General features: G+C 35.6%; 27 protein-coding genes and 1 pseudogene. 24 read left to right on the top strand and 4 right to left on the bottom strand.

Translation table 11 applies throughout. The features are described from left to right. Window positions 1-24 precede the first annotated feature (24 nt). From N8O80_RS01590 to N8O80_RS01555, 8 genes and pseudogenes are all read left to right on the top strand, one after another. Window positions 25-420, top strand: a complete 396-nt coding sequence (locus tag N8O80_RS01590; RefSeq protein WP_000723887.1) for a conjugal transfer protein — start codon at window positions 25-27, stop codon at window positions 418-420. Further along, window positions 404-2,857: a conjugal transfer ATPase TcpF gene (gene tcpF / locus N8O80_RS01585; RefSeq protein WP_000331165.1), complete on the top strand. Its 2,454-nt coding sequence runs from the start codon at window positions 404-406 to the stop codon at window positions 2,855-2,857. Before N8O80_RS01590 ends, tcpF begins: the two co-directional genes overlap by 17 nt. After that, a complete protein-coding gene (locus tag N8O80_RS01580; protein ID WP_000192392.1) occupies window positions 2,854-4,881 on the top strand; it encodes a CD3337/EF1877 family mobilome membrane protein in 2,028 nt (675 codons plus the stop codon). The genes tcpF and N8O80_RS01580 overlap by 4 nt, the downstream gene beginning before the upstream one ends. Then, window positions 4,878-5,807, top strand: coding sequence for a bifunctional lytic transglycosylase/C40 family peptidase (locus N8O80_RS01575; protein ID WP_136279988.1), 930 nt, complete (start codon window positions 4,878-4,880; stop codon window positions 5,805-5,807). The genes N8O80_RS01580 and N8O80_RS01575 overlap by 4 nt, the downstream gene beginning before the upstream one ends. Before the next feature lie 16 nt (window positions 5,808-5,823). After that, on the top strand, window positions 5,824-6,753 hold the full coding sequence (locus tag N8O80_RS01570; protein WP_016397078.1) for a conjugal transfer protein: 930 nt from the start codon (window positions 5,824-5,826) through the stop codon (window positions 6,751-6,753). Between the two features lie 313 nt (window positions 6,754-7,066). Further along, a pseudogene (locus tag N8O80_RS09765) lies at window positions 7,067-7,114 on the top strand (hypothetical protein); the annotation flags it as partial. A gap of 15 nt (window positions 7,115-7,129) precedes the next feature. Further along, window positions 7,130-9,049 (top strand): tetracycline resistance ribosomal protection protein Tet(M), encoded by a 1,920-nt coding sequence (tet(M), locus tag N8O80_RS01560; RefSeq protein WP_261026548.1) that lies wholly within the window; start codon window positions 7,130-7,132, stop codon window positions 9,047-9,049. 118 nt (window positions 9,050-9,167) lie between these two features. Then, entirely contained in the window at window positions 9,168-9,335 is a 168-nt protein-coding gene (locus N8O80_RS01555) for a cysteine-rich KTR domain-containing protein (protein ID WP_001803271.1), read from the top strand. A 57-nt stretch (window positions 9,336-9,392) separates the two neighbouring features. Here N8O80_RS01555 and N8O80_RS01550 read toward each other — a convergent pair whose 3' ends face one another. Next, entirely contained in the window at window positions 9,393-9,746 is a 354-nt protein-coding gene (locus N8O80_RS01550; protein ID WP_001227350.1) for a helix-turn-helix domain-containing protein, read from the bottom strand. 530 nt (window positions 9,747-10,276) lie between these two features. Between N8O80_RS01550 and N8O80_RS01545 the strand changes: the two genes are divergently transcribed. The 4 genes from N8O80_RS01545 (at window position 10,277) to N8O80_RS01530 (ending at window position 12,844) form a co-directional block, all read left to right on the top strand. Then, window positions 10,277-10,699 (top strand): RNA polymerase sigma factor, encoded by a 423-nt coding sequence (locus N8O80_RS01545; RefSeq protein WP_000804879.1) that lies wholly within the window; start codon window positions 10,277-10,279, stop codon window positions 10,697-10,699. Continuing rightward, window positions 10,696-10,926, top strand: a complete 231-nt coding sequence (locus N8O80_RS01540; protein WP_000845143.1) for a helix-turn-helix domain-containing protein — start codon at window positions 10,696-10,698, stop codon at window positions 10,924-10,926. The genes N8O80_RS01545 and N8O80_RS01540 overlap by 4 nt, the downstream gene beginning before the upstream one ends. Window positions 10,927-11,423: 497 nt before the next feature. Then, complete coding sequence (locus N8O80_RS01535) at window positions 11,424-11,624, top strand: DUF3173 family protein (RefSeq protein ID WP_000633907.1); 201 nt, start codon at window positions 11,424-11,426, stop codon at window positions 11,622-11,624. A 26-nt stretch (window positions 11,625-11,650) separates the two neighbouring features. Further along, on the top strand, window positions 11,651-12,844 hold the full coding sequence (locus N8O80_RS01530) for a site-specific integrase (RefSeq protein WP_000237797.1): 1,194 nt from the start codon (window positions 11,651-11,653) through the stop codon (window positions 12,842-12,844). 188 nt (window positions 12,845-13,032) lie between these two features. On the opposite strand, the gene N8O80_RS01525 is transcribed toward N8O80_RS01530, so the two are convergent. After that, the gene (locus N8O80_RS01525; protein ID WP_261026540.1) at window positions 13,033-13,536 is read right to left on the bottom strand and encodes a helix-turn-helix domain-containing protein; all 504 of its coding nucleotides are present in this window, start codon (window positions 13,534-13,536) and stop codon (window positions 13,033-13,035) included. Between the two features lie 239 nt (window positions 13,537-13,775). On the opposite strand from N8O80_RS01525, the gene N8O80_RS01520 reads away from it, so the two are divergent. From N8O80_RS01520 to N8O80_RS01500, 5 genes are all read left to right on the top strand, one after another. Further along, window positions 13,776-14,240 (top strand): hypothetical protein, encoded by a 465-nt coding sequence (locus N8O80_RS01520; protein WP_261026537.1) that lies wholly within the window; start codon window positions 13,776-13,778, stop codon window positions 14,238-14,240. 624 nt (window positions 14,241-14,864) lie between these two features. After that, window positions 14,865-15,338: a hypothetical protein gene (locus tag N8O80_RS01515; RefSeq protein WP_261026534.1), complete on the top strand. Its 474-nt coding sequence runs from the start codon at window positions 14,865-14,867 to the stop codon at window positions 15,336-15,338. Continuing rightward, on the top strand, window positions 15,331-16,377 hold the full coding sequence (locus N8O80_RS01510) for a replication initiation factor domain-containing protein (RefSeq protein ID WP_261026531.1): 1,047 nt from the start codon (window positions 15,331-15,333) through the stop codon (window positions 16,375-16,377). The genes N8O80_RS01515 and N8O80_RS01510 overlap by 8 nt, the downstream gene beginning before the upstream one ends. Before the next feature lie 193 nt (window positions 16,378-16,570). Then, window positions 16,571-16,789 carry a DUF3173 family protein gene (locus tag N8O80_RS01505; RefSeq protein ID WP_049519936.1) on the top strand — a complete coding sequence of 73 codons (219 nt, stop codon included), beginning with the start codon at window positions 16,571-16,573 and terminating at the stop codon, window positions 16,787-16,789. Further along, window positions 16,782-17,972: a site-specific integrase gene (locus tag N8O80_RS01500; protein WP_261026528.1), complete on the top strand. Its 1,191-nt coding sequence runs from the start codon at window positions 16,782-16,784 to the stop codon at window positions 17,970-17,972. Before N8O80_RS01505 ends, N8O80_RS01500 begins: the two co-directional genes overlap by 8 nt. A 42-nt stretch (window positions 17,973-18,014) precedes the next feature. On the opposite strand, the gene N8O80_RS01495 is transcribed toward N8O80_RS01500, so the two are convergent. Continuing rightward, the gene (locus N8O80_RS01495) at window positions 18,015-18,266 is read right to left on the bottom strand and encodes a hypothetical protein (protein WP_261026526.1); all 252 of its coding nucleotides are present in this window, start codon (window positions 18,264-18,266) and stop codon (window positions 18,015-18,017) included. 105 nt (window positions 18,267-18,371) lie between these two features. On the opposite strand from N8O80_RS01495, the gene N8O80_RS01490 reads away from it, so the two are divergent. Next, entirely contained in the window at window positions 18,372-18,548 is a 177-nt protein-coding gene (locus tag N8O80_RS01490; protein WP_167745184.1) for a hypothetical protein, read from the top strand. Between the two features lie 81 nt (window positions 18,549-18,629). On the opposite strand, the gene guaA is transcribed toward N8O80_RS01490, so the two are convergent. After that, window positions 18,630-20,192 carry a glutamine-hydrolyzing GMP synthase gene (gene guaA, locus N8O80_RS01485; protein ID WP_000065712.1) on the bottom strand — a complete coding sequence of 521 codons (1,563 nt, stop codon included), beginning with the start codon at window positions 20,190-20,192 and terminating at the stop codon, window positions 18,630-18,632. A gap of 141 nt (window positions 20,193-20,333) precedes the next feature. Between guaA and N8O80_RS01480 the strand changes: the two genes are divergently transcribed. The 6 genes from N8O80_RS01480 to N8O80_RS01455 all read left to right on the top strand — a co-directional run bounded on the left by N8O80_RS01480 (window position 20,334) and on the right by N8O80_RS01455 (window position 24,759). Then, on the top strand, window positions 20,334-21,032 hold the full coding sequence (locus N8O80_RS01480) for a GntR family transcriptional regulator (protein ID WP_042751018.1): 699 nt from the start codon (window positions 20,334-20,336) through the stop codon (window positions 21,030-21,032). Between the two features lie 137 nt (window positions 21,033-21,169). Beyond that, window positions 21,170-22,456 (top strand): peptidase U32 family protein, encoded by a 1,287-nt coding sequence (locus tag N8O80_RS01475; RefSeq protein ID WP_000169063.1) that lies wholly within the window; start codon window positions 21,170-21,172, stop codon window positions 22,454-22,456. 314 nt (window positions 22,457-22,770) lie between these two features. Next, a complete protein-coding gene (locus N8O80_RS01470; protein WP_001054560.1) occupies window positions 22,771-22,971 on the top strand; it encodes a F0F1 ATP synthase subunit C in 201 nt (66 codons plus the stop codon). A 33-nt stretch (window positions 22,972-23,004) separates the two neighbouring features. Further along, window positions 23,005-23,715 (top strand): F0F1 ATP synthase subunit A, encoded by a 711-nt coding sequence (gene atpB / locus N8O80_RS01465; RefSeq protein ID WP_000392870.1) that lies wholly within the window; start codon window positions 23,005-23,007, stop codon window positions 23,713-23,715. A gap of 13 nt (window positions 23,716-23,728) precedes the next feature. After that, window positions 23,729-24,223 (top strand): F0F1 ATP synthase subunit B, encoded by a 495-nt coding sequence (gene atpF, locus N8O80_RS01460; RefSeq protein ID WP_020902744.1) that lies wholly within the window; start codon window positions 23,729-23,731, stop codon window positions 24,221-24,223. After that, window positions 24,223-24,759, top strand: coding sequence for a F0F1 ATP synthase subunit delta (locus tag N8O80_RS01455; protein WP_061590102.1), 537 nt, complete (start codon window positions 24,223-24,225; stop codon window positions 24,757-24,759). The genes atpF and N8O80_RS01455 overlap by 1 nt, the downstream gene beginning before the upstream one ends. Window positions 24,760-24,773: the final 14 nt, after the last annotated feature.

Below are 24,773 nucleotides of genomic sequence, written 5' to 3'. Positions count from 1 at the left end.
TTTTTACGGAAAGGACGTGAAGACATGAAAAAAATAAGAAGTTACACCAGTATTTGGTCAGTAGAAAAAGTGATTTATGCGATTAATGATTTACAACTCCCTTTCCCAATTACCTTTACGCAAATGACATGGTTTATCGTTTCTTTGTTTGTCGTCATACTCTTTGGCAGTTTACCACCACTTTCTCTGATTGACGGAGCACTACTCAAATACTTAGGAATTCCCATTGTTCTCACTGGGTTCATGTGCCAAAAGACCTTCGACGGAAAGAAACCCTATGGATTTCTAAAGTCTATCATTACCTATGCTCTACGCCCTAAAGTAACCTACGCTGGCAAACAAATACGATTAAAAAAAGAAACAATGAATGAATCGATTACGATTGTAAGGAGTGAACAACTAGATGGCATATCCGATTAAATATATGGAAGATAATCTCGTATTTAATCATGATGGCGAAGTATTCGCTTATTATGAATTAATTCCCTATAATTACAGTTTTTTAAGTTCCGATGAAAAAATTCAAGTTCATGATAATTTCTGTCAATTGATTGCCCAAAATCGTGATGGCAAGATTCATGCTCTGCAACTAGCAACCGAATCAAGTATTCGAGCCACACAGGAACAATCGAAAAAAGAAATCACTGGACGATTAAAAGAGATAGCTTACGAAAAAATAGATGAACAGACCGAAGCGTTAATTTCTATGATTGGTGACAATCAAGTAGACTATCGCTTTTTTATTGGTTTTAAACTCTACCTCAATGAACAGGAAGTATCCGTAAAAAATGTTGGGAAAGAAATTCAAAAAGCATTTGCGGAATTCTTTCATGGTGTGAATCACAAATTAATGGGCGATTTTGTTTCTATGCCTATGGCGGAAATCGAACGCTTTTCTAAGATGGAACAGTTGTTAGAAAGTAAATTATCCAGACGCTTTCAGATTCGTAAATTGGAGAAAGATGATTTTGGTTATATTATTGAACATCTTTACGGGCAAACAGGTGTCCCTTTTGATGACTACGACTACCATTTACCGAAAAGATACGAAGATAAAAAAGTGTTGGTAAAGAAATACGATATTCTCAAACCCACTCGCTGTTTAATCGAAGAAAATCAACGCTATTTACGGATTGAACAGGAAGATACCACTACTTATGTGGCGTATTTTACAATTAATAGTATTGTTGGTGAATTGGATTTCCCTAATAGTGAAATTTTTTATTACCAGCAACAGCAGTTTACTTTCCCCGTTGATACCAGTATGAATGTTGAAATTGTCGCCAATAAAAAAGCCTTATCTACCGTTCGCAATAAAAAGAAAGAACTGAAAGATTTAGATAGCCACGCATGGGAAAGCGACAACGAAACCAGTACTAATGTGGTGGACGCTTTAGAATCTGTCGATGAATTAGAAAGTAATTTAGACCAAACCAAAGAATCTATGTACAAACTAAGCTATGTGGTACGGGTATCGGCAAAGAATTTGGACGAGCTGAAACAACGTTGTGATGAAGTAAAAGATTTTTATGATGATCTGTCTATCAAATTAGTACGACCTTTTGGCGATATGCTAGGCTTGCATAATGAATTTATTCCCTCAAGCAAGCGATATATCAATGACTATATTCAATATGTCACGTCGGATTTTTTGGCTGGTCTTGGTTTCGGTGCTACACAAATGATTGGTGAAAATTCTGGTATTTACGTCGGTTACAATCTCGATACAGGCAGAAATATTTATCTCCAACCTAGCCTTGCAAGTCAAGGAATTAAAGGCTCTGTAACAAATGCATTAGCGTCCGCTTTTATTGGTTCATTAGGTGGCGGAAAATCATTCTCTAACAATATGCTGGTCTATTATTCAGTACTCTTTGGCGGACAGGCAACCATTGTTGACCCAAAAGCTGAACGTGGTGAATGGAAAGAAACCTTACCTGATATTGCCCATGAAATCAATATTGTTAATCTCACGAGTGAGAACGACAATAAAGGGTTACTTGACCCTTATGTGATTTTAAAACTCCCGAAAGATTCAGAAAGCCTTGCCATTGATATTCTCACGTTCTTAACAGGTATTTCCAGCCGAGATAGCGAGAAGTTTCCTGTCCTGCGTAAAGCTATTCGGAGTGTAACTCAAAGCAAACAACGAGGGTTGTTATTGGTGATTGATGAATTGCGAAAAGAAGATACGCCCATCAGCAATAGTATTGCTGACCATATCGAAAGCTTTGTCGATTATGATTTTGCCCATCTGTTATTCAGTGATGGCAGTGTCACCCAATCCATTAGCTTGGAAAAACAACTCAATATTATTCAAGTGGCAGATTTGGTCTTACCCGATTCCAATAGCTCTTTTGAAGAATACACTACCATGGAATTATTAAGTGTGGCAATGCTGATTGTCATTAGTACCTTTGCTTTAGACTTTATCCACTCTGACCGTTCCATTTTTAAAATTGTTGACCTTGATGAGGCTTGGAGTTTTTTACAAGTGGCACAAGGAAAAGCTCTATCTATGCGATTGGTTCGAGCAGGACGTGCCATGAATGCAGGGGTCTATTTCGTTACTCAAAACGCGGACGATTTACTAGATGAAAAGATGAAGAATAATATTGGCTTGAAATTTGCCTTTCGTTCCACTGACCTAGTGGAAATCAAAAAGACCTTAGAATTTTTTGGTGTGGACAAGGAAGATGAAAACAATCAGAAACGCTTACGTGAATTAGAAAATGGACAATGTTTAGTTTCAGACATCTATGGTCGTGTAGGGGTTATGCAGTTTCACCCGATTTTTGAAGAGTTGCTTCATGCCTTTGATACCAGACCGCCTGTGCGAAATGAGGTGGAAGAATGACACAAAAACAAAAGAAATTTCTTCACTATAGTTGGATAACGCTCCTTTGTGTGGGCGTTATTTTACTTTTATTAGGCACGCTGGGCAATGCAGTACAAGCGACAGGCTTAGTTGATGAAACCATTGATACAAGCAATGAATACTCCAAGTATGGTTTGAATCAATATCAGCTTGATTATTATGTGGACAATAGCTGGGGCTGGCTTCCATGGAATTGGAGTGATGGCATAGGACAATCGGTGATGTATGGATTGTATGCCATTACTAATTTTATTTGGACAATTTCTCTTTATCTATCGAACGCCACAGGTTATTTGGTGAAAGAAGCCTATGCCTTAGATTTCATTAGTCAAACATCCCAAGCAATTGGCGAAAACATGCAGACGATTGCAGGCATTACACCGAATGGCTTTTCCAGTTCAGGGTTTTATGTCGGTTTCCTCCTTCTTTTTATTCTCATTGTTGGAATCTATGTTGCCTATACAGGATTGGTTAAGCGAGAAACGACGAAAGTGATACGAGCTGTTTTAAACTTTGTCGTGGTGTTTATTCTATCGGCTTCCTTTATTGCGTATGCACCCGATTATATTGCGAAAATCAATGATTTTTCCAAAGATGTCAGTACCGCCAGTCTGAATATTGGGACAAAAATTGTTCTTCCTAACACGGATAGTCAAGGGAAAGACAGTGTGGACATGATACGTGACAGCTTATTCTCTGTTCAAGTAAAGCAACCATGGCTATTGCTTCAATATGGCTCCACTGATGTAGAAGCGTTAGGGGAAGAACGTGTGGAAAGTTTATTGTCTACCAGTCCAGATACAAACAATGGTGAAGATAGAGAAAATGTAGTGATTGAAGAAATTGAAGATCATGACAATACCTATTTAACCCTACCGAAGACGATTTCCAGATTAGGAACAGTCTTCTTTTTGTTTGTATTCAATATTGGTATCTCGATTTTTGTTTTCCTTCTAACAGGAATCATGATTTTTTCGCAAGTGCTATTTATTATTTTCGCTATGTTTTTGCCAATCAGTTTCCTATTAAGTATGTTGCCGAGTTTTGATGGCATGGGCAGGCATGCCATTACCAAGTTATTTAATGTGATTATGACAAGGGCTGGTATTACCTTGATTATTACCGTTGCCTTTAGTATTTCCACTATGCTTTATTCGCTGTCAGCAAGTTCTCCCTTTTTCATGATTATGTTTTTACAAATTGTGACCTTTGCAGGGATTTATTTTAAACTGGGCGATTTAATGAGCCTATTCTCTTTACAAAGCAACGACTCTCAAAACATGGGCAGACAAGTGTTTCGCAGACCTCGTCAAATGATGAATCGACAAACCAGAAGATTTCAACGCAGTATGAGTAAGATTTTTCGTGGAAAAGCAGGGTCAACGAAGCAAAAGACAATGACAACAAAGCAGAATCAAACCAATAAAGCTAACCATACTCGTCAAAATGAACGGACTACACCAAAGAAAGAAACAGCACTTTCCAATGTGAAAAAGCAACAAGGCGGTATCGGGCAACGATTAGGTGAAAAGACAGCCCATGTATTGGACACGAAAAATCGTCTAGTCAATAAAAGAAAGCAGGCAAAACAACAGATACAGGCGACACCAACCCATGTCAAATATGCCCTTCATCAAGGAAAAGAGAATGTCACTCATAATGTAACAGACTTTAAACAATCTATGGCAGATACCAAAGCTCAACGCAAACAACAGCGTATGAACCAGCAGGAGCAAAAACGAAAGAACATTGCTCAAAAGCGTTTGGAGCTGGATAAAGCAAAAGAAAAAAGACGAAAAGAAAACCCATCATCTCCTGTTCAGAATAACCAGCAGCATGTTCGCAAGCGTCAGCAAACCGTCACGCCTGTTTTGTCACAAAACACTAAACGTGAAAATCATCAGCGACCATTGAAAAAAGAGCAAAAACAAAAGACACCACCGAAGCAATTCAATCAGAGGAAGCTAAATAAAAGAACGGATAAGCGAGGACAACAAACATGAAGCTAAAAATAACAGTGATTTGTAGTGTGGTCTTCTCTCTCTTCTTTTTTCTCTTATTATTCCTAGTCATTTTCTTTGCAGATGATACGGACAGTGGCGAAAACAACAAGGATTCTTCTATTCCAGAAGGCGGTGTGACCGTTTCACCAGAAGTGTTGGCACACCGTCCGTTGATTGAAAAATATGGTAAGGAATATGGGATTGAAGACTATGTTTCTTATATCTTAGCCATTATGCAAGTGGAATCGGGCGGTACAGCAGAAGATGTTATGCAAAGTTCCGAATCTTTGGGTTTACCGCCCAACAGTTTGAGTACCGAAGAGTCCATCAAACAAGGGGTTAAATATTTCAGTGAATTATTAACCAGTGCAGAACAACAAGGAGTGGATATAGATTCTGTTATCCAATCTTATAATTATGGCGGTGGCTTTTTAAATTATGTGAGGAGTCATGGGAAAAAATATACCTATGAATTAGCCGAACAGTTTTCTAAAGAGAAGTCGGGTGGTCAAAAAGCAGACTATCCCAATCCCATAGCCATACCTGTGAATGGTGGTTGGCGATATAACTATGGAAATCAGTTTTATGTTCAGTTGGTTTCACAATACCTAACCGACACTTCCCCAACAGAATTTGATGATGAAACCGTGCAAGTCATTATGGACGAAGCCTTGAAATACGAAGGGTTTCCCTATGTCTTTGGAGGGGCGTCGCCTACCACCTCTTTTGATTGTAGTGGCTTAATACAATGGGTGTATGACAAAGCTGGCATTTCTCTCCCTCGTGTCGCCCAAGATCAGTATGACGCTACGCAAGAAATCTCTATGGAAGAAGCCCAAGCAGGCGACCCAATCGGTTATGGCGACTTAAGCAGTCGTTATTGGCAAGACCATCTGATTGGGGCTAGACGTGTTATTCATAACTAAGAAAGGAATGAATCAAATGATTATAAAAATCGAGCGAAAAGAAAAGAAGGAGAAACCAAAGAAATCTAAAAAACCGAGCAAGCAAAGAAAAGTTCCGATGATTAAAGTTGGCACGCATAAGAAATTAACCTTTGTTTTATGGGTTTTATTGATTGGTAGTGTCGGATTTGGAATCTATAAAAATTTTACTGCCATTGACACTCATACTGTCCGTGAAACAGAAATCATTAAACAGCAGATTGTCGATACCAACCAAGTAGAAAGTTTTGTGAAATCCTTTGCGAAAGACTACTTTTCGTGGCAACAATCCCAAGAAGCCATTGATAAACGAAATGAGAAATTGACCCATTATTTGACGGAAGAATTGCAGGTATTAAATGAAGAAATGATTCGTAAGGATATTCCTACTAGTTCTAGTGTGAACGATATACAGGTGTGGCAGGTTTCTCAAGTGAATGAGAACACCTTTGAGGTACTGTTTTCTGTTGAACAAGTTATTACCGAAGACAAAGACAAGGAAACTATATCGTCTAGCTTTCATGTGGTTGTCCATATAGATGAATCAGATAATATGGTTATTATCAAAAATCCGACAATGAGTAAGAAACCTCAAAAATCGGACTACCAACCCAAACAGCTAGAAAGTGACCATACAGTAGATACAGAAACGATGGACGAAATCATTAGCTTTTTAGAAACGTTCTTCCAGCTCTATCCTACCGCCACAGAAAAAGAATTGACTTACTATGTAAGTAATCATGTGTTACCTATGATTAACAAGGAATATGTTTTCGAGGAATTGGTGAATCCTATCTTTACCAGAAAAGATAACCAAGTAATCGTGAATGTCGCTGTGAAATATTTAGATCAAGAAACAAAGGCAACCCAAATCTCGCAATTTGAGTTGATATTAGAAAAACAAGATAATTGGAAGATTATAGAATAACAAATATTGGTACATGATTACAGCTATTTTGTAATCACGTACTCTCTTTGATAAAAAATTGGAGATTCCTTGACAAATATGCTCTTACGTGCTATTATTTAAGTATCTATTTAAAAGGAGTTAATAAATATGCGGCAAGGTATTCTTAAATAAACTGTCAATTTGATAGTGGGAACAAATAATTGGATGTCCTTTTTTAGGAGGGCTTAGTTTTTTGTACCCAGTTTAAGAATACCTTTATCATGTGATTCTAAAGTATCCGGAGAATATCTGTATGCTTTGTATGCCTATGGTTATGCATAAAAATCCCAGTGATAAAAGTATTTATCACTGGGATTTTTATGCCCTTTTGGGTTTTTGAATGGAGGAAAATCACATGAAAATTATTAATATTGGAGTTTTAGCTCATGTTGATGCAGGAAAAACTACCTTAACAGAAAGCTTATTATATAACAGTGGAGCGATTACAGAATTAGGAAGCGTGGACAAAGGTACAACGAGGACGGATAATACGCTTTTAGAACGTCAGAGAGGAATTACAATTCAGACAGGAATAACCTCTTTTCAGTGGGAAAATACGAAGGTGAACATCATAGACACGCCAGGACATATGGATTTCTTAGCAGAAGTATATCGTTCATTATCAGTTTTAGATGGGGCAATTCTACTGATTTCTGCAAAAGATGGCGTACAAGCACAAACTCGTATATTATTTCATGCACTTAGGAAAATGGGGATTCCCACAATCTTTTTTATCAATAAGATTGACCAAAATGGAATTGATTTATCAACGGTTTATCAGGATATTAAAGAGAAACTTTCTGCCGAAATTGTAATCAAACAGAAGGTAGAACTGTATCCTAATATGTGTGTGACGAACTTTACCGAATCTGAACAATGGGATACGGTAATAGAGGGAAACGATGACCTTTTAGAGAAATATATGTCCGGTAAATCATTAGAAGCATTGGAACTCGAACAAGAGGAAAGCATAAGATTTCAGAATTGTTCTCTGTTCCCTGTTTATCACGGAAGTGCAAAAAACAATATAGGGATTGATAACCTTATAGAAGTGATTACGAATAAATTTTATTCATCAACACATCGAGGTCAGTCTGAACTTTGCGGAAAAGTTTTCAAAATTGAGTATTCGGAAAAAAGACAGCGTCTTGCATATATACGTCTTTATAGTGGCGTACTGCATTTGCGAGATTCGGTTAGAATATCGGAAAAGGAAAAAATAAAAATTACAGAAATGTATACTTCAATAAATGGTGAATTATGTAAAATTGATAAGGCTTATTCCGGGGAAATTGTTATTTTGCAGAATGAGTTTTTGAAGTTAAATAGTGTTCTTGGAGATACAAAGCTATTGCCACAGAGAGAGAGAATTGAAAATCCCCTCCCTCTGCTGCAAACGACTGTTGAACCGAGCAAACCTCAACAAAGGGAAATGTTACTTGATGCACTTTTAGAAATCTCCGACAGTGACCCGCTTCTGCGATATTATGTGGATTCTGCGACACATGAAATCATACTTTCTTTCTTAGGGAAAGTACAAATGGAAGTGATTAGTGCACTGTTGCAAGAAAAGTATCATGTGGAGATAGAACTAAAAGAGCCTACAGTCATTTATATGGAGAGACCGTTAAAAAATGCAGAATATACCATTCACATCGAAGTGCCGCCAAATCCTTTCTGGGCTTCCATTGGTTTATCTGTATCACCGCTTCCGTTGGGAAGTGGAATGCAGTATGAGAGCTCGGTTTCTCTTGGATACTTAAATCAATCATTTCAAAATGCAGTTATGGAAGGGATACGCTATGGTTGCGAACAAGGATTATATGGTTGGAATGTGACGGATTGTAAAATCTGTTTTAAGTACGGTTTATACTATAGCCCTGTTAGTACTCCAGCAGATTTTCGGATGCTTACTCCTATTGTACTGGAGCAAGCCTTTAGAAAAGCTGGAACAGAATTGTTAGAGCCATATCTTAGTTTTAAAGTTTATGCACCACAGGAATATCTTTCACGGGCATATAACGATGCTCCCAAATATTGTGCAAATATCGTAAATACTCAACTGAAAAATAATGAGGTCATTATTATTGGAGAAATTCCTGCTCGATGTATTCAAGATTATCGCAATGATTTAACTTTTTTTACAAATGGGCTTAGTGTTTGTTTAGCAGAGCTAAAAGGATATCAGGTTACCACTGGCGAACCTGTTTGCCAGACCCGTCGTCTAAATAGTCGGATAGATAAAGTAAGATATATGTTCAATAAAATAACTTAGTGCGTTTTATGTTGTTATATAAATATGGTTTCTTATTAAATAAGATGAAATATTCTTTAATATAGATTTGAATTAAAGTGGAAAGGAGGAGATTGTTATTATAAACTACAAGTGGATATTGTGTCCTATTTGTGGAAATAAAACAAGACTACGAATACGAGTGGATACTATACTTAAAAATTTCCCTTTATACTGCCCCAAATGTAAGAACGAAACTTTAATTAATGTTCAAAAAATGAATATAATAACAATCAAAGAGCCAGACGCCAAGACGCAGAGCCGATAATTTGAGAAATGAAACTCTCATCTTATCGGCTCTTTTTGTTTATCTGAATTTTACTGACTAGCCTTCAATATTTCTTGCTTCATTGATACCTTTTGCTAGTGCTTCCATTAAGGATAGTTCTTTGTCTGTAAAGCTATCCATGTATTTTTCTACCTGTAACCTTCGAGTGCTTTTAATCAAATTATCTGTAGGTAAGAAAAATTCATCAATAGATACATGGAGTAATGATACAAGATCATACAGCACTTGTGTACTTGGGTGTTGTCCTTTGTTTTCTATATTTGTTAAATAACGTGGGTCAATTTCAATCATTGTTCCCACTTGTTCACGAGTGAGACCCCGTTTCATTCGAGCCTCTTTAATCGCTAAACCAACGGCTCTAAAATCGTATTTATCTTCTTTTTTACGCATACTAAATCACCTCTATACATTTTACTGTTCCTATATAACCATAAACAGGTATAGAAAAACATGTTATATAGTTTATGAGTTCCTATAGAACACTGTGGAATTTATTAATGCGATGAATCCAATTTCAAATAGAAAGGTCGCTGATTTTATTTACCTATACAACTTTATAAAATTTAGTCATACTCCTAGAAAGTAGATAAAATTGGCGACTTAATGGAGGGAAAAGTCGCCATGAGAAAGATAATCTGTCATCTAGTTCTCTTAATTAAGTTCTTATCAAAAAAACTTATCCACCTGTACTGGATAGATATGACCATCAATGTGGTTTTGCAGATTACATAGATAGAAAAATCAAAGCATATGAACAGAGAAAACAATCTGTTTATGTGCTTTTTTGGTCACTTAATAAATATCTTTTAGGATTTCTCTTCATTTATGCAACAAATCCCCCTTTCGTGTCGGGGCTTAGTATGAAGGGAGATAAAGAAGCACATGCCACTCCCTTTCACGACAGAAAGGGGGTGAAAAGCATGAAACCATCTTCTTTTCAAGAAACCATAGAAAATCAGTTTGACTATATCTGCAAACAAGTTATTGAAGATGAACGAAAAGATTACTTCAAACATCTAGACAGACTATCAGCAAAAGAAGTCTCGTTTTCTGATATAGATAACTACCTTGTCAACTCTTTTTCTACTGTTGATACGTACGTCACTGATTTCCAACTATTTAAATTATTTGGATTAAGAATCAATGTTGAAAGTGATTTATTAAGTGAAGCCCTGCGTCATCTTTCAGAGAAAAAACGGAACATTATTTTACTTCATTACTTTATGGATATGAGTGATGTGGAGATTGCGGAGTTACTAAATTTGAATCGTTCGACTGTTTATCGTCATCGAATAAGTGGACTAGCCATGATTAAAGAATTCATGAAGGAGTGTAAAGAATGAAAACAGCCTATCCAAGGGTCCCCTTCCCCCTCATTGTAAAGGCGACAGATGGCGACGTGGAAGCAATTAATCAGATTGTTAAACATTATCGAGGGTATACCTCAAAACGTTCATTACGTCGCATGACAGACGAATATGGAAATTCTCATATGGTTATTGATGAAACCCTACGTGGCAGAATGGAAACGAAACTCATCTCTAAGATTTTATCGTTCGAAATTAAATAGTCCCATTTTTTCGTGGAAGCGTGTCGAATCGTATCCACGCTTCCCGATTTGGGAGGTTTGTTATTCCATCAAAGCATATTGTGTGTTCAGTAGGTTTTGATAGGCTAACAAGCCAAACGTTCTTTGACAACCAAATAAAGGCAATCGAATACGTTTCGGTAAGAAAAGAGCTGATGAACTAACACGCCATGACCTACAAAATTAGTGAGCGATTCATGTTAGTAATTCGAAAGTAATCTTTAGCAGGATTGCTGCCATGACTTTCTTATCGTGATAATGATACTCCCGTATAGCCATAGTCCGAGCGTTAGAAGCGTCACAGGCAATGGGTACGGCTACATGAGAACCATGCAGAAGTGAAATTCCTGTGAGCTTTGCTAGAGCTGTTCGATTGCTAAGATATTCTTCTCTTGTCAGTGTATTATTATAAAACTATTTGATATAATTATAGGTGAATATTGGAGTTTTCCTAGCCTATAATTGGGAAAGGAGTAATAATGATAACGGTCACAAAAAAGGATTTAGTTGAGCTAGGATATGGAACTTCTTTTTCAGCAGACATCATAAAAAAAGCAAAAGAATTGATGATTACAAAAGGGCATATCTACTATCAATCTCGAAAGCTAGATAGAGTCCCTCGTGAAGCTGTTGAAGAAATTCTAGGAATTCGGTTTTCAAATGAAAACAGGTCTGAGTAGTTTTTGCACAGTAAGGAGTAAAAACTATGGTTAAAGACCCAATAAAAAAAGCAAAGAATGGAACCTATTATTTTCGTGCAAATCTAGGTTATGATTCTAAAGGGAAAAAAATTCAAAAATATCGTAGTGGATTCACTACTAAAAAAGAAGCAAGAGAAGAATATTCGAAACTGCTATTGATGAAACCAGAAGAATTAAGTGAGAATAAGGATAAAATGACGTTTAAACATTATATCTTTGAAATTTTCCTTCCATGGTATAAGACACAGGTAAAGCTCAGAACATATGAAAATCGCTTACCAACTATTAAGAAGCATTTCTCTTATTTTGATAAAATGGCTGTTTCCGATATTGAGCCTATTGATGTGCAAAATTGGCAACTAAAATTATCAAAGAAGTGTAAGTCTTCTTATGTAAGAGCTGTTCAAGGACTATTTTCAGTTGCTATGGATCGAGCAATTGTCCTTGGGATAACCACCACAAATCCATCTAAGATTATTGGCAATGTGAAAAAGCAAAAGTCTAAAATTGAATTTTGGACAAAAGAAGAATTTGAAAAAGTAATCTCTCTAATTTACAAAGAAGATTACTATCAACACTTTTTATTTATCTCTCTGTGGTTTTTATTTATGACTGGAATGCGAATTGGTGAAGCTACTGCCATTCAATGGGAAGATATTGATTTTGACTCAGGAGTACTAACCATCAACAAAACACTCTATTACAAGAATCAATCGAATTATAGATTTGTTGAACCAAAAACAAAGGCGAGCGTTCGTCATATTGTATTAGATAAATGCACATTAACTTATTTATCCGAATGGAAGGAAGTACAACAAAATCTAATTCAGACAGACTTTGTAATGAGCTATAACGGTATTCCTACCCAAAAACATACACTATCATATGCTATTGAACGCTATGCTAAGCTGGCTGGTATCCATCGAATCAGAATCCATGGGTTACGGCATTCTCATGCTTCCTTGTTAATCAGTATGGGAGAAAATCCACTTATCATTAAAGATCGTCTAGGACACGAAGATATTGAGACGACTTTAGGAACGTATGGACATCTTTATCCTAACAGTAATTTCGAGGTAGCTAACAAATTAAATGGAGCCATTTCCTTTAAAGAAGCAAAACAAAATTATGATACTTCACCAAAGAATCAATTTACTGTAGACTACTTGCGAAACAAAGAAATGAAAAAAGTGCAATAAAAGTGCAGTAAAAAGATAAGAAGAGCCAGAAACCCTTGGTATAAGAGGATTTCTAGCTCTCCTACAACTACTCCCACTCACTAAAAGTCAGATATTGACTATTTAGTATTGTTGATTTAATAGTGATTGATAGTACAATAATTCAGTCTAAAATAGAGTGATTTGAATCGTTTGGTGCTAAATTGGTGCTAATATTTTCCCTCTCTTACTAATTCTAGTAAGAGTTTTTTTTGTTCTTCAAAACTTATCCATCTATTTATCATTGTTTCAATAAAAGGTTGGATATCAAAACCATATCTTCTTTTTGAAAAATATATTAGTCTATTTAATACTATACTAATTTCTTCACATCTAACTTGTTGATGTTCAAGCTCTGTTAAAATATTATATATCTTAGGTTCGATTTTATTATAATAATCTTCCATCAAGCTATCTATTTCTTTTGATTTTATTTCTAATAAGTGTAGATGGTCTTCATTTAAAGAATTCTCAGATTCATTTCCTAGTAAGTAATCTGTACTTACATCTAAAATTTTTGAAAGCCTCAGCAATAAACCAAAATTTGGCTCGGTTCTATCATTTTCCCATTTAGCATATGCACTCTGCCCTATTTCTAGTATATTAGCCATCTGTTCTTGTGTATATCCTTTTTCTTTCCTTAATTCTTTAAGCTTGGCAGAAAAATAACTCATAAAAACCTCCTAAAAATTCCAAAAAAAACTATTTCAAGCTTGACAAATAGTAAAAAAGGGACTAAAATATAAATAGATAGTCTGATTAAGACTGATTATATCAAACTATATAACGTTTGACAAGAAAAGAGGTATATGTCCTATGATTGTATAAAAAAGTCTTTGAAGAAAAACCTCAAAGACTTCATAAAAAACTTTCTATCTAAATTATATCATATATACAGAAAAGAGAAAAGGAGATGGCCTATAAAGATTATTACGAATACAAAGATATTGTAGAAGCTACTGGGAAGTCATATAGTGCTATTAAAAAATGGCGGATATCTATTGAACGATTATCAGGATATAAGTTTAAAAAGGTCAAGATACATGTTACACGTAAGCACGTAAAAGACCATTATCAATTTACTGAAGAAGAATTTGAAAAGTTTATAAAACTGTCTAAGCGAATTGATGAAACAAAGAAAATGTCTGAATCAGTTATTGAGATATGGGGTGACTTAAAAAGTGCAGAAGAAAGAGCACTAAAAGGAGATGTAGCCGAATTAAAAAAATTTCAAGAAAAACAGAAAGAAAGTAACAAAAATACGGCCTTTCAGTTCATTTCTTTGAAAAACGATATTAGAAGATTACAAAAACTAGAAGAACGAATTGAAGCCTTAGAAGAAAAGCAAGGCAAAGGGTTCTTCAGTAAATTAAAATAATTAAAAAGAATTTTCTATTCGTTGAGTTTCTAGTTTTGGGTATAAAAGCGAACTAGGTTGATTTTCTTTATGTGGAATATAATTTTTTCAAATTAGTAGCTTTGGGGTTAAAACTCATTATATAGTCCTAAGATTTCTGTATATTGTTGGGAGCTGACCGCCTTGCATTTGTCGGTTTACAAATTAGCTAACTAGTAGCTGATAACAACCGCAAAATGGCATGGCCTGAGCGGTTGTGAGTATCAGCGGACACTAGTTAGCTAAGTTGTACCGACAAGGCAATGCAACAAGCTACCTTAATATACAGAAATCTTAGGATCAAGAGTTTTTTGAGAAATTATATACTCATAGATTCAAACCTATTCGCTGATTCCATACTGGGAATTGACGGATAGAAAATGCTTGAGTTTGTGAAACCCGCCATCACTAATAGGCGGGTGCAACCTACACAAAAGTTGCCCTCACGCTTACTCTCGTAAGGGGTTGCGGTCGTTTTATCTATAAAATTGCCCTAACCCCTTTAGCACCAACGTTTTCACTTCGTTTTCATGTATGTAGAAAAAAGATGATTACTTTGTGAAATTTTAAAATTATACAAAATTAGAAAAAATAGAGGTTTTAAAAATGAACAAAAAATATAATATTACCGAAGAAAAATTTCCTTTAATGGAACTCAATTTAGATATTAATCAGTTTGAATTGCCTAATGTATGGCGAGTTGATTTTTCAAAGGCAAAAATTAATCATGAAGTTGAATATGTCAATGGACAAAGTCATGTTTTAGAAAACATTTCAAGTATAGTAGTACCAGCATTTGACGATACTGTTTTAACTGCATTGGAAAAAATGAATGTTTCTGTTAGTTCGTTAAAAAATACAGAAATTGAGTTTATTGGAGATTTCATCAATATTGAAAAACAAATTGAACAAGAAAAAAATGTAAAAATAAAACTAAATAAACCACAAATTCGTTTGAAAAATGAAGTGGTAAATAAAAAATCTGCTAAACGTGGAGAAGAAAAAATTTGGTATACAGTTCGTGCTATCAATTCTGTAAAAGTGGTAGCTGAGGGATTTCAGTTAGTTGCTGATGAATAATACAGTTACTTATGATTGGCTTGGTGCTAGTGTAAAGCCAAGGTATGAAAATCCAACAATTTCTGTCGAGTTTGTGATTGAAAAGATACTAAAATTGGATTTTAAAGATTTTGTCTTAAATTCTTATGGTATAAATCGATATGGTTATCATTATGCTTTAGCAGATATTAAACTGTATTTTTCATTAGTTGATGATGATATTATTTCTGAAAAAATGGGTATCTTTATTGAAATGAGAGGTTCTGGTTGTAGGCAATATGAAGAATATATGGACGGAAAAGTTAATAATTGGACTGACTTATTTATTCGATTACTGGAAGAAAATGCTCATTTTACAAGAATTGATATTGCTAATGATATTTATGATAATTCTTTAAATGTTCAAAAAATATATCAGTGTTGTAAAGAAAAACTTTGTGTCACTCGTTCTAGGTTATATACCTACTATGAAAAAGGTACTTTAGAAACTGGCGAAATAGTTGGTGAAACGGTTAATATTGGTGAAAAAGGTGGAGATAGTCAGCAGTGGAGTATATATAACAAAGCGCTAGAACAGATTAATTCAGATATAAAAGATTGGGTAAGGTCTGAACTACGCTTGTTTGGTCAGAAAGCCAATGAAGTTGCAAAGTTGATTGCAACTAGACAAGCCTTAGAAGAAATCTTCTTTGAAATTTTAAATAATAGTTATCGCTTTATAGTACCGAGTAATAAATCTAATGATAAAAACCGTTGGAGACGTCCTAACTCAATGTGGTGGAATAATTATTTAGGTACAGAAAAGAAAACTAGATTAGAAATCAAACGAAAAAAAAGGACGCTTGAGACTGCAAGAAATTATGTAGAAAGGCAAATGAGTAAATCATTAGCAATAGTTCTTGAGGGTGAAAGGCAAGCCTATGGCGATGATAAAGCGTTTGATTATTTAATAAAATTAATTGAAGATGGTGGTAATAAAATTACTGAAAATGATAGGACTTTAATTAGTCAGTATGCTCTTGAAAAAAACAACTCTAGTGATTGGGGGCAAAGATATTGACGAGAGGAAAGAGTATTATAGTATTTATAGATAAAATCGACGTAAAGCCACGTAGGTTGAAATTTCAATCTCACATAGTATGTTTTATCACTTGTGAAAAATGGTATGATACGAAAAAAAAGATGCGTGAAAATCAATCACACATCAAAATAAAAAACCAAAATAATTATATCATAAAGAAAGGGGAAAAAGTATGTTTGTTGTAAAAAAAGATTTAATGAAATTAGGTTTTTCAAGTTGGCAAGCTATGATGTTAGTAAAACAGGCTAAAGCAAAATTAGCTAGTCAAGGACTAACATGGTATGAAAGTAAAGGCTTAGGACGTGTGCCACTTGAGACGGTAGAAGAAATTTTAGGTGTAAAAATAGATGAAGCAAGTCTAGTAGATATGGAAGTAAAAGAAAATGCCTAAGTTACCAAATATATATCCATTACAAAATGGAACTTATAGAGCTTCTGTATCACTAGGATTTGATAGTCAGACTGGTAAAAGAATACGTAAGTTTAAGACTGGCTTTAAAACTCAAAGAGAGGCTCAACTGTGGCAATTACAGATTCAAGCAGATTTTGGAAAAGGGGCAATATCTACTAATAGTACAATGACCTTTAAAAAGTTTCTAGATGATTATTTTATACCAGATTATAAAAGTCAGGTTAGAAAAAGAACTTTTGATATGTCACAATCTAAGTTTAAAAGACTTTCATATTTTGAGAATATGAAGTTATCAGATATCTTACCTCCTCATGTAAAGCAGTGGCAAAATTCAATGTTTATAGAGGGATTATCTAATAATTATATTCGTTCTGTTCATCAAATTTTACAACAAGTCTTTGATTTAGCAGTTAAACTAGGTATGTTGTCAAATAATGTTGCTAAAACGGTAGGAAACGTAAAAAAAGACCGTCCTAAAGTTGATTTTTGGACGGTGGAAGAATTTCAGCTATTTATTAGTACATTTGATAAATCTAATATTTATGAATTATTGTATTTTACTACATTTTGGTTTTTCTTTATGACTGGAGTTAGAACAAGTGAATTACAAGCTATTGAATGGTCGAAAATAGATTTTGAAAAAGGTACTGTTTTAATAGACTGTTCAATGTATTATAAAAGCCAAAAAGAGTGGTATCTTACCGATACAAAATCTATATCAGGTGTAAGGCTTTTGTATCTTGATGACGATACATTAGAACATTTGAAATATTGGAAGAAAGCACAATCTCAGATAGGAGAATGTAAATTTGTATTTTCCATAGCGGATAGTCCGTTGGTAAAATCAACTCTTAAACGTGTTCTAAAATCTCATAGTGATTACGCAAAGATAAAATCAATAAGAATTCACGATTTAAGGCACTCTCATGCCAGCTTTATGCTCTCTCTAGGAATGAATGATTTAGAAATGCAAAATCGTCTAGGCCATGCTGATATTAAGACAACACTTGGAACGTACTCTCATTTAAGACCAAATGCTATGAAAGAAGTAGCTACTAGGATGACTGGGAAAGTAGTGGTGAGTGATAATAATATCAGAAAAAGTAAATTTAATGGCAATCAGCATACTAAAAAAATTCAATCTAAAGTTTTGTCTGACTAGCGAAGTCTGTCCGATTAAACTTTGGATTCCTACGGTAAACTATTAGTGTTTACCGTATTTTTTTATCTCTTTCCATGTTTCAAGATAATTATCTCGATTTAATTCAATTTGTTTCTGTGCAAAACGAATATCATAATCTGCTAAATCTATATTTTCTATAACTTCATTTGTAAGAATATTAAAAGTCCCAATTAATTCTTTATCATCATACATTTTTAGAACTGGGATATTCTGTTCTTTATTTGAATCAGATTTTGAAATTTCCAAAGTAGTCATACCGAATTCTTTAAGCATTTTATTCCCTTTTCTATTTTTTCTTATTATATCACATTTGAAATTTATCAAATTAGTTGATGTAAGTATTTTTTAATGTATAATTTATATTAGGGGGGTATCATAATGAGAAAACAAGATTTGATTAGTGAGTTTGAATTTAAAAATGATTTATATCGTGTTTATGAATTAGATGAAAATGATAGTGATTATGACAGAATTGTTAGAGAATCAAAGAAGGGTAAGTATGTAGAGAGTACCAAAAATGTTAAAAAGATTTTAGATTTAGACATTGAAAAATAGTTTTTGGTGCTAAATTGGTGCTAATAGGAAAATAAAAACGCTGAAATCATTGATTCCAAGCGTTTTTTTGAATGAATTACTCTACTCCCACTCAACTGTTGCAGGTGGTTTACTTGTAATATCGTAGACGATACGGTTAACATGATCCACTTCATTTACGATACGCACAGAAATCTTTTGAAGAACTTCCCAAGGAATTTTGGCAAAGTCAGCAGTCATACCATCGATAGAGGTGATGGCACGGATTGCAATCGTGTAGTCATATGTACGACCGTCACCCATAACACCAACTGAACGAACGCCTGTATTAACAGTGAAGTATTGCCAGATATCACGGTCAAGACCTGCTTTAGCAATTTCTTCACGAAGAATAGCGTCTGACTCACGAACGGTTTCTAGTTTCTCTTCAGTGATTTCACCCATGACACGGATAGCAAGTCCTGGTCCTGGGAATGGTTGGCGCCATACGATGTGGTCTGGCATACCAAGCTCTGTACCAAGGGCACGAACTTCGTCCTTGTAAAGAGTGTTGAGTGGCTCGATCAGTTCAAACTGCATGTCTTCTGGAAGGCCACCAACGTTGTGGTGAGACTTGATAGTTTGAGCTGTATCTGTACCAGACTCAATCACGTCAGTGTAAAGTGTCCCCTGAGCAAGGAATTTCACATCTTTGAGCTTGCTTGCTTCGTCATCGAATACATAGACAAACTCATTACCGATAATTTTACGTTTTTGTTCTGGGTCAGAAACGCCAGCAAGTTTGTCAAGGAAACGTTTAGCAGCGTCTGCTTTGACGATATTCAAACCAAACTTACCACCAAGCATGTCCATAACTTGGTCCGCTTCTCCTTTACGAAGAAGACCGTGGTCCACGAAGATACAGATCAATTGATCACCAATAGCCTTTTGGAGAAGAACCCCAACTACAGATGAATCAACCCCACCGGATAGACCAAGAAGGACACGTTTATCACCGACAGTCTCACGGATTTTTTGGATCTGCATATCGATGAAGTTATCCATTGACCAATCACCTTTAGCCTTACAGATGTTAAGGGCAAAGTTACGAAGGATATCATTTCCGTATACAGAATGACGAACTTCTGGGTGGAATTGGATACCGTAAATGTGTTTATCTGGGTTTTCAATGGCTGCATATGGACAGTCAGCTGAAGTTCCAGTACGAACAAAATCAGCAGGAATCTCAGTAACTGCGTCACCATGACTCATCAAAACAGTCTGTTCATCAGGTGTTGATTCAAAAAGAGCTGATGGTGTATGAGTTAGAGTTGATTGACCGTATTCACGATTTCCAGCATCACCTGCAGGAACAACTTTTCCTCCAAGTTTATGTGTCAACAACTGCATGCCGTAACAGATTCCCAAAATTGGAATTCCAAGTTCGAAGATTTCTGGGTCAATATCAAATGAACCATCTTCGTATACAGAGTTTGGACCACCTGATAGGATAATTCCTACAGGATTGATTTCACGAACTTCAGCAGCTGAAATTTTATGGCTTTTTAGTTCTGAAAAAACACCAATCTCACGGATACGGCGTGAAATCAGCTGGTTGTATTGGCTACCATAGTCCAATACGATGATTTTTTCTACATCTTGCAAATCAGTTGAAATGTTGCTCATCTTTTTCCTTTCTCAAAAGAAATATCTTTTTTCAATATTCTATCACAAATAAGGGCGAATTACCAACTAAACAAGGCGAAGTTTGACTTTTTCTAGTTTATTGGGGTACAATAGAGAAAAGATAGAAATGAAGTGAAAAATATGCTACCCGCTTATATGAAAATCCATGATCAGATTAAAAAGGATATTGACGAACACCGTTGGGCAATTGGTGAGAGACTTCCTAGTGAACGAGACTTAGCAGAGCAGTTTGCGGTCAGTCGCATGACCCTCCGCCAAGCCGTATCTCTATTAGTCGAAGAAGGCGTCTTAGAGCGCCGCGTAGGAAGTGGCACCTTTGTTTCTAGTACTCGGGTACAAGAAAAGATGCGAGGAACAACAAGTTTTACTGAAATTGTTAAGTCCCAAGGAAAAGTCCCTTCAAGCCAGCTCATTTCCTACAGAAAAACCATTCCCAATGAGCAGGAAGTTGCAAAGTTAGGAATTTCTCCAACGGAGAATATTATCCGAATGGAACGGGTCCGCTATGCCGACCAAGTTCCTCTAGTTTATGAAGTTGCTTCTATTCCTGAAAAATTCATTAAGGACTTTAAAAAAGAAGAAATCACTAGTCATTTCTTCCAGACCTTGCAAAAACATGGCTACCGTATTGGCAAATCACAGCAGACTATCTATGCTCGCCTTGCTAAGGAAAAAATTGCCCACTATTTGGAAGTTGAAAAAGGACATGCTATTCTTGGTCTGACTCAGATTTCTTACCTAGAAGATGGTACTGCTTTTGAATACGTGAAAAGCCAGTATGTAGGCGAACGTTTTGAATTTTATCTTGAGAATAACTAGTCTAGAAAGGCTAGTTTTTTGCTTTCTTAAAAGATTAGAATTGTCAAAACAATCTGTCTAGGCTTGATTTTATCACTTATTTACTATAAAATGAGAAGGAAAAACGTCAAACTTTTATATTGCAAATAGGAGAAAACATGACAAAAACATTAAAACGTCCTGAGGTTTTATCACCTGCAGGGACTTTAGAGAAGCTAAAAGTAGCTGTTCAATATGGAGCAGATGCTGTCTTTATCGGTGGTCAGGCCTATGGTCTTCGTAGCCGTGCCGGAAACTTTACTTTCGAACAGATGGAAGAAGGTGTCCAGTTTGCTGCCAAGTACGGTGCCAAAGTCTATGTAGCTGCCAATATGGTTATGCACGAAGGAAATGAAGCTGGTGCTGGTGAGTGGTTCCGTAAACTGCGTGATATCGGGATTGCAGCAGTTATCGTATCTGACCCAGCCTTGATCATGATTGCAGCGACTGAAGCGCCTGGTCTTGAAATCCACCTCTCTACCCAGGCAAGTGCTACTAACTATGAAACCCTTGAGTTCTGGAAAGAACTAGGTTTAACTCGTGTCGTTTTGGCGCGTGAGGTTTCAATGGAAGAATTAGCTGAAATCCGCAAACGTACAGATGTTGAGATTGAAGCCTTTGTTCATGGAGCCATGTGTATTTCATACTCTGGTCGTTGTACTCTTTCAAACCACATGAGTATGCGTGATGCTAACCGTGGTGGATGCTCTCAGTCATGCCGTTGGAAATACGACCTTTACGATATGCCATTTGGGAAGGAACGTAAGAGTCTTAAAGGTGAAATTCCTGAAGAATTTTCAATGTCAGCCGTTGATATGTCAATGATTGACCATATCCCGGATATGATTGAAAATGGTGTGGACAGTCTAAAAATCGAAGGACGCATGAAGTCTATTCACTATGTTTCGACAGTAACTAACTGTTATAAGGCGGCTGTTGATGCTTATCTAGAGAGTCCAGAGAAGTTTGAAGCTATCAAGCAAGACTTGATTGATGAGATGTGGAAGGTTGCCCAACGTGAATTAGCAACAGGTTTCTACTATGGTACGCCGTCTGAAAATGAGCAGTTATTTGGTGCTCGTCGTAAAATTCCTGAGTATAAGTTTGTCGCTGAAGTGGTTGCTTATGATGATGCGACACAAACAGCAACCATTCGCCAACGGAACGTCATTAACGAAGGGGACCAAGTTGAGTTTTATGGTCCAGGTTTCCGTCATTTTGAAACATATATCGAAGATCTGCATGATGCTAAAGGAAATAAGATCGATCGCGCTCCAAATCCAATGGAACTATTGACTATTAAGGTTCCACAACCTGTTCAAGCTGGAGACATGGTTCGAGCTCTCAAAGAAGGACTCATCAATCTTTATAAAGAAGATGGCACCAGCGTTACAGTGCGTGCTTAATAAACATGTAGGAGACGAAAGTTTTCTAGTTGCTTTCCCTTCAATCCTACTTACCAAAGAACCTTAGGTTAAAGAAAATATATTAATTTCCATCCGAGATTCCATCTCGGATTTTTTCATTATTTTTCAGAAAGAACTAGATAATGGACGAATTTATTACAAGTTTTTTCCAAAGTTTTCTATATAATAGACTTAAAAATAGTAAAATTGTAAATAATTTTCATTAAACGCTTTCAACGTAAGTAAAAAGTTGACAAATCCAATTTTTAGGACTAAACTAAGTAAGTAAATTTTAATTAAAAGGAGAATTCGTCATGAATTTAACATTTTTCGGTCTATGTCTTGCCTGTATGGGTGTATCTCTTGGTGAGGGTATGTTGATGAATGGTTTGTTGAAATCAGTTGCTCGCCAACCAGATATCATCTCAGAACTACGTAGTTTGATGATCCTAGGGGTTGCCTTTATTGAAGGTACTTTCTTCGTTACTCTTGTCTTTTCATTTATCATCAAATAAAAGAAGTATAAATTGAAAAAGGGAGGATTTTAGATGGAAGAAAGTATTAATCCAACCATCAATATTGGTCCTGTTACCTTTAATTTAACCATAGTAGTTTTGACTTTGTTGACTGTAGCACTTATTTTTGGCTTTATTTATTGGGCAACTCGAAATATGACTTTGAGACCCACAGGAAAACAAAATGTATTAGAGTATTTATTTGATTTTGTTGTTGGATTTACAAAATCAAACCTTGGTCCAATGATAAAGGATTATTCTCTCTTTTATTTCTGTTTATTCCTATTTATGGCCATTGCAAATAATATTGGCTTAATGGCTAGAATTCAGACTACAGATGGTGTAAATCTTTGGACCTCACCAACAGCAAATTTGTCATTTGACTTGGTCTTGTCTTTTACAATTATCTTAATGACCCACGTAGAAGGAATTCGTCGTCGTGGAATCAAAAAGTATTTAAAAGCATTTGTAACACCAGGTTTTATGACACCAATGAATCTCTTAGAAGAAGTTACCAATCTCCTTTCACTTGCATTGCGGGTCTTTGGTAATATCTTTGCAGGGGAAGTGATGGCAAGTATGTTAGTCCTACTTTCTCATCAGGCCTTCTATTGGTATCCTATTGCTTTTGGAACAAATCTAATCTGGACTGCATTTTCTGTTTTTATTTCTTGTGTACAAGCATATGTATTTACATTGTTATCTTCAATGTACCTAGGAAATAAAATTAATGATGAAGAATAGAAAGGAGTAGTTTATGAATGTAACAGTAGGTGAATTACTTGGTGATTTTATACTAATCGCTGGTTCCTTTATTCTCTTGCTAGTCTTGGTTAAGAAATACGCTTGGTCAAATTTGGCTAGCATTTTCGAACAAAGAGCAGAAAAAATTGCAGCAGATATTGACGGAGCTGAACAAGCACGTCAAAAAGCAGAAGTATTGGCTCAGAAACGCGAAGATGAATTGGCTGGTAGCCGTAAAGAAGCTAAGACAATCATTGAGAATGCGAAAGAAACAGCTGAGAAAAGTAAAGCTAGTATTTTAGCAGATGCTAAGCTAGAAGCAGGACGCTTGAAAGAAAAAGCGAACCAAGAAATTGCTCAAAATAAAGCTGAAGCTTTACAAAGCGTTAAGGGTGAGGTAGCAGATTTGACAATCAGCTTGGCTGGTAAAATCATCTCACAAAACCTTGACGGTCATGCCCATAAAGAACTCATTGATCAGTATATCGATCAGTTAGGAGAAGCTTAATGGACAAGAAAACAGTAAAGGTAATTGAAAAATACAGCATGCCTTTTGTCCAATTGGTTTTAGAAAAAGGAGAAGAAGACCGTATCTTTTCAGACTTAGCTCAAATCAAGCAAGTTGCTGAAGAAACAGGTTTACCTTCTTTTTTAAAAAAAGTGGCAGTAGACGAGTCTGACAAGGAAAAAACGATTGCGTTCTTCCAAGACTCAGTGTCACCTTTATTGCAAAACTTTATCCAGGTTCTTATCTACAATCACAGAGCAAATCTTTTTTATGATATTCTTGTAGATTGCTTGAACCGACTTGAAAAAGAAACAAATCGATTTGAAGTGACGATTACTTCTGCTCATCCTCTAACTGATGATCAAAAGAGTCGCTTGCTCCCTTTGATTGAGAAGAAAATGTCTCTTAAAGTGAGGAGTGTAAAAGAACAAATCGATGAAAGTCTTATTGGTGGTTTTGTCATTTTTGCCAATCACAAGACAATTGATGTGAGTATTAAACAACAACTTAAAGTTGTTAAAGAAAATTTGAAATAGAAAGTGGTGTTCTT

Origin of the sequence: Streptococcus mitis (genome assembly GCF_946190155.1) — a bacterium.
In the GTDB taxonomy this organism is placed as follows: Bacteria; Bacillota; Bacilli; order Lactobacillales; family Streptococcaceae; genus Streptococcus; species Streptococcus mitis_CL.
The sequence above is the reverse complement of the archived record's forward strand: the minus strand, read 5'-3'. Positions and strand labels throughout refer to the sequence as shown.

What these genes read in the sequence shown, in the direction of transcription:
- N8O80_RS01590 (WP_000723887.1), top strand. Translation starts at nt 25, where the DNA reads ATGAAAAAAATAAGAAGTTACACCAGTATTTGGTCAGTAGAAAAAGTG.
- tcpF (WP_000331165.1), top strand. Translation starts at nt 404, where the DNA reads ATGGCATATCCGATTAAATATATGGAAGATAATCTCGTATTTAATCAT.
- N8O80_RS01580 (WP_000192392.1), top strand. Translation starts at nt 2,854, where the DNA reads ATGACACAAAAACAAAAGAAATTTCTTCACTATAGTTGGATAACGCTC.
- N8O80_RS01575 (WP_136279988.1), top strand. Translation starts at nt 4,878, where the DNA reads ATGAAGCTAAAAATAACAGTGATTTGTAGTGTGGTCTTCTCTCTCTTC.
- N8O80_RS01570 (WP_016397078.1), top strand. Translation starts at nt 5,824, where the DNA reads ATGATTATAAAAATCGAGCGAAAAGAAAAGAAGGAGAAACCAAAGAAA.
- N8O80_RS01550 (WP_001227350.1), bottom strand. Translation starts at nt 9,746, where the DNA reads ATGCGTAAAAAAGAAGATAAATACGATTTTAGAGCCGTTGGTTTAGCG.
- N8O80_RS01545 (WP_000804879.1), top strand. Translation starts at nt 10,277, where the DNA reads ATGAAACCATCTTCTTTTCAAGAAACCATAGAAAATCAGTTTGACTAT.
- N8O80_RS01540 (WP_000845143.1), top strand. Translation starts at nt 10,696, where the DNA reads ATGAAAACAGCCTATCCAAGGGTCCCCTTCCCCCTCATTGTAAAGGCG.
- N8O80_RS01535 (WP_000633907.1), top strand. Translation starts at nt 11,424, where the DNA reads ATGATAACGGTCACAAAAAAGGATTTAGTTGAGCTAGGATATGGAACT.
- N8O80_RS01530 (WP_000237797.1), top strand. Translation starts at nt 11,651, where the DNA reads ATGGTTAAAGACCCAATAAAAAAAGCAAAGAATGGAACCTATTATTTT.
- N8O80_RS01525 (WP_261026540.1), bottom strand. Translation starts at nt 13,536, where the DNA reads ATGAGTTATTTTTCTGCCAAGCTTAAAGAATTAAGGAAAGAAAAAGGA.
- N8O80_RS01520 (WP_261026537.1), top strand. Translation starts at nt 13,776, where the DNA reads ATGGCCTATAAAGATTATTACGAATACAAAGATATTGTAGAAGCTACT.
- N8O80_RS01515 (WP_261026534.1), top strand. Translation starts at nt 14,865, where the DNA reads ATGAACAAAAAATATAATATTACCGAAGAAAAATTTCCTTTAATGGAA.
- N8O80_RS01510 (WP_261026531.1), top strand. Translation starts at nt 15,331, where the DNA reads ATGAATAATACAGTTACTTATGATTGGCTTGGTGCTAGTGTAAAGCCA.
- N8O80_RS01505 (WP_049519936.1), top strand. Translation starts at nt 16,571, where the DNA reads ATGTTTGTTGTAAAAAAAGATTTAATGAAATTAGGTTTTTCAAGTTGG.
- N8O80_RS01500 (WP_261026528.1), top strand. Translation starts at nt 16,782, where the DNA reads ATGCCTAAGTTACCAAATATATATCCATTACAAAATGGAACTTATAGA.
- N8O80_RS01495 (WP_261026526.1), bottom strand. Translation starts at nt 18,266, where the DNA reads ATGCTTAAAGAATTCGGTATGACTACTTTGGAAATTTCAAAATCTGAT.
- N8O80_RS01490 (WP_167745184.1), top strand. Translation starts at nt 18,372, where the DNA reads ATGAGAAAACAAGATTTGATTAGTGAGTTTGAATTTAAAAATGATTTA.
- guaA (WP_000065712.1), bottom strand. Translation starts at nt 20,192, where the DNA reads ATGAGCAACATTTCAACTGATTTGCAAGATGTAGAAAAAATCATCGTA.
- N8O80_RS01480 (WP_042751018.1), top strand. Translation starts at nt 20,334, where the DNA reads ATGCTACCCGCTTATATGAAAATCCATGATCAGATTAAAAAGGATATT.
- N8O80_RS01475 (WP_000169063.1), top strand. Translation starts at nt 21,170, where the DNA reads ATGACAAAAACATTAAAACGTCCTGAGGTTTTATCACCTGCAGGGACT.
- N8O80_RS01470 (WP_001054560.1), top strand. Translation starts at nt 22,771, where the DNA reads ATGAATTTAACATTTTTCGGTCTATGTCTTGCCTGTATGGGTGTATCT.
- atpB (WP_000392870.1), top strand. Translation starts at nt 23,005, where the DNA reads ATGGAAGAAAGTATTAATCCAACCATCAATATTGGTCCTGTTACCTTT.
- atpF (WP_020902744.1), top strand. Translation starts at nt 23,729, where the DNA reads ATGAATGTAACAGTAGGTGAATTACTTGGTGATTTTATACTAATCGCT.
- N8O80_RS01455 (WP_061590102.1), top strand. Translation starts at nt 24,223, where the DNA reads ATGGACAAGAAAACAGTAAAGGTAATTGAAAAATACAGCATGCCTTTT.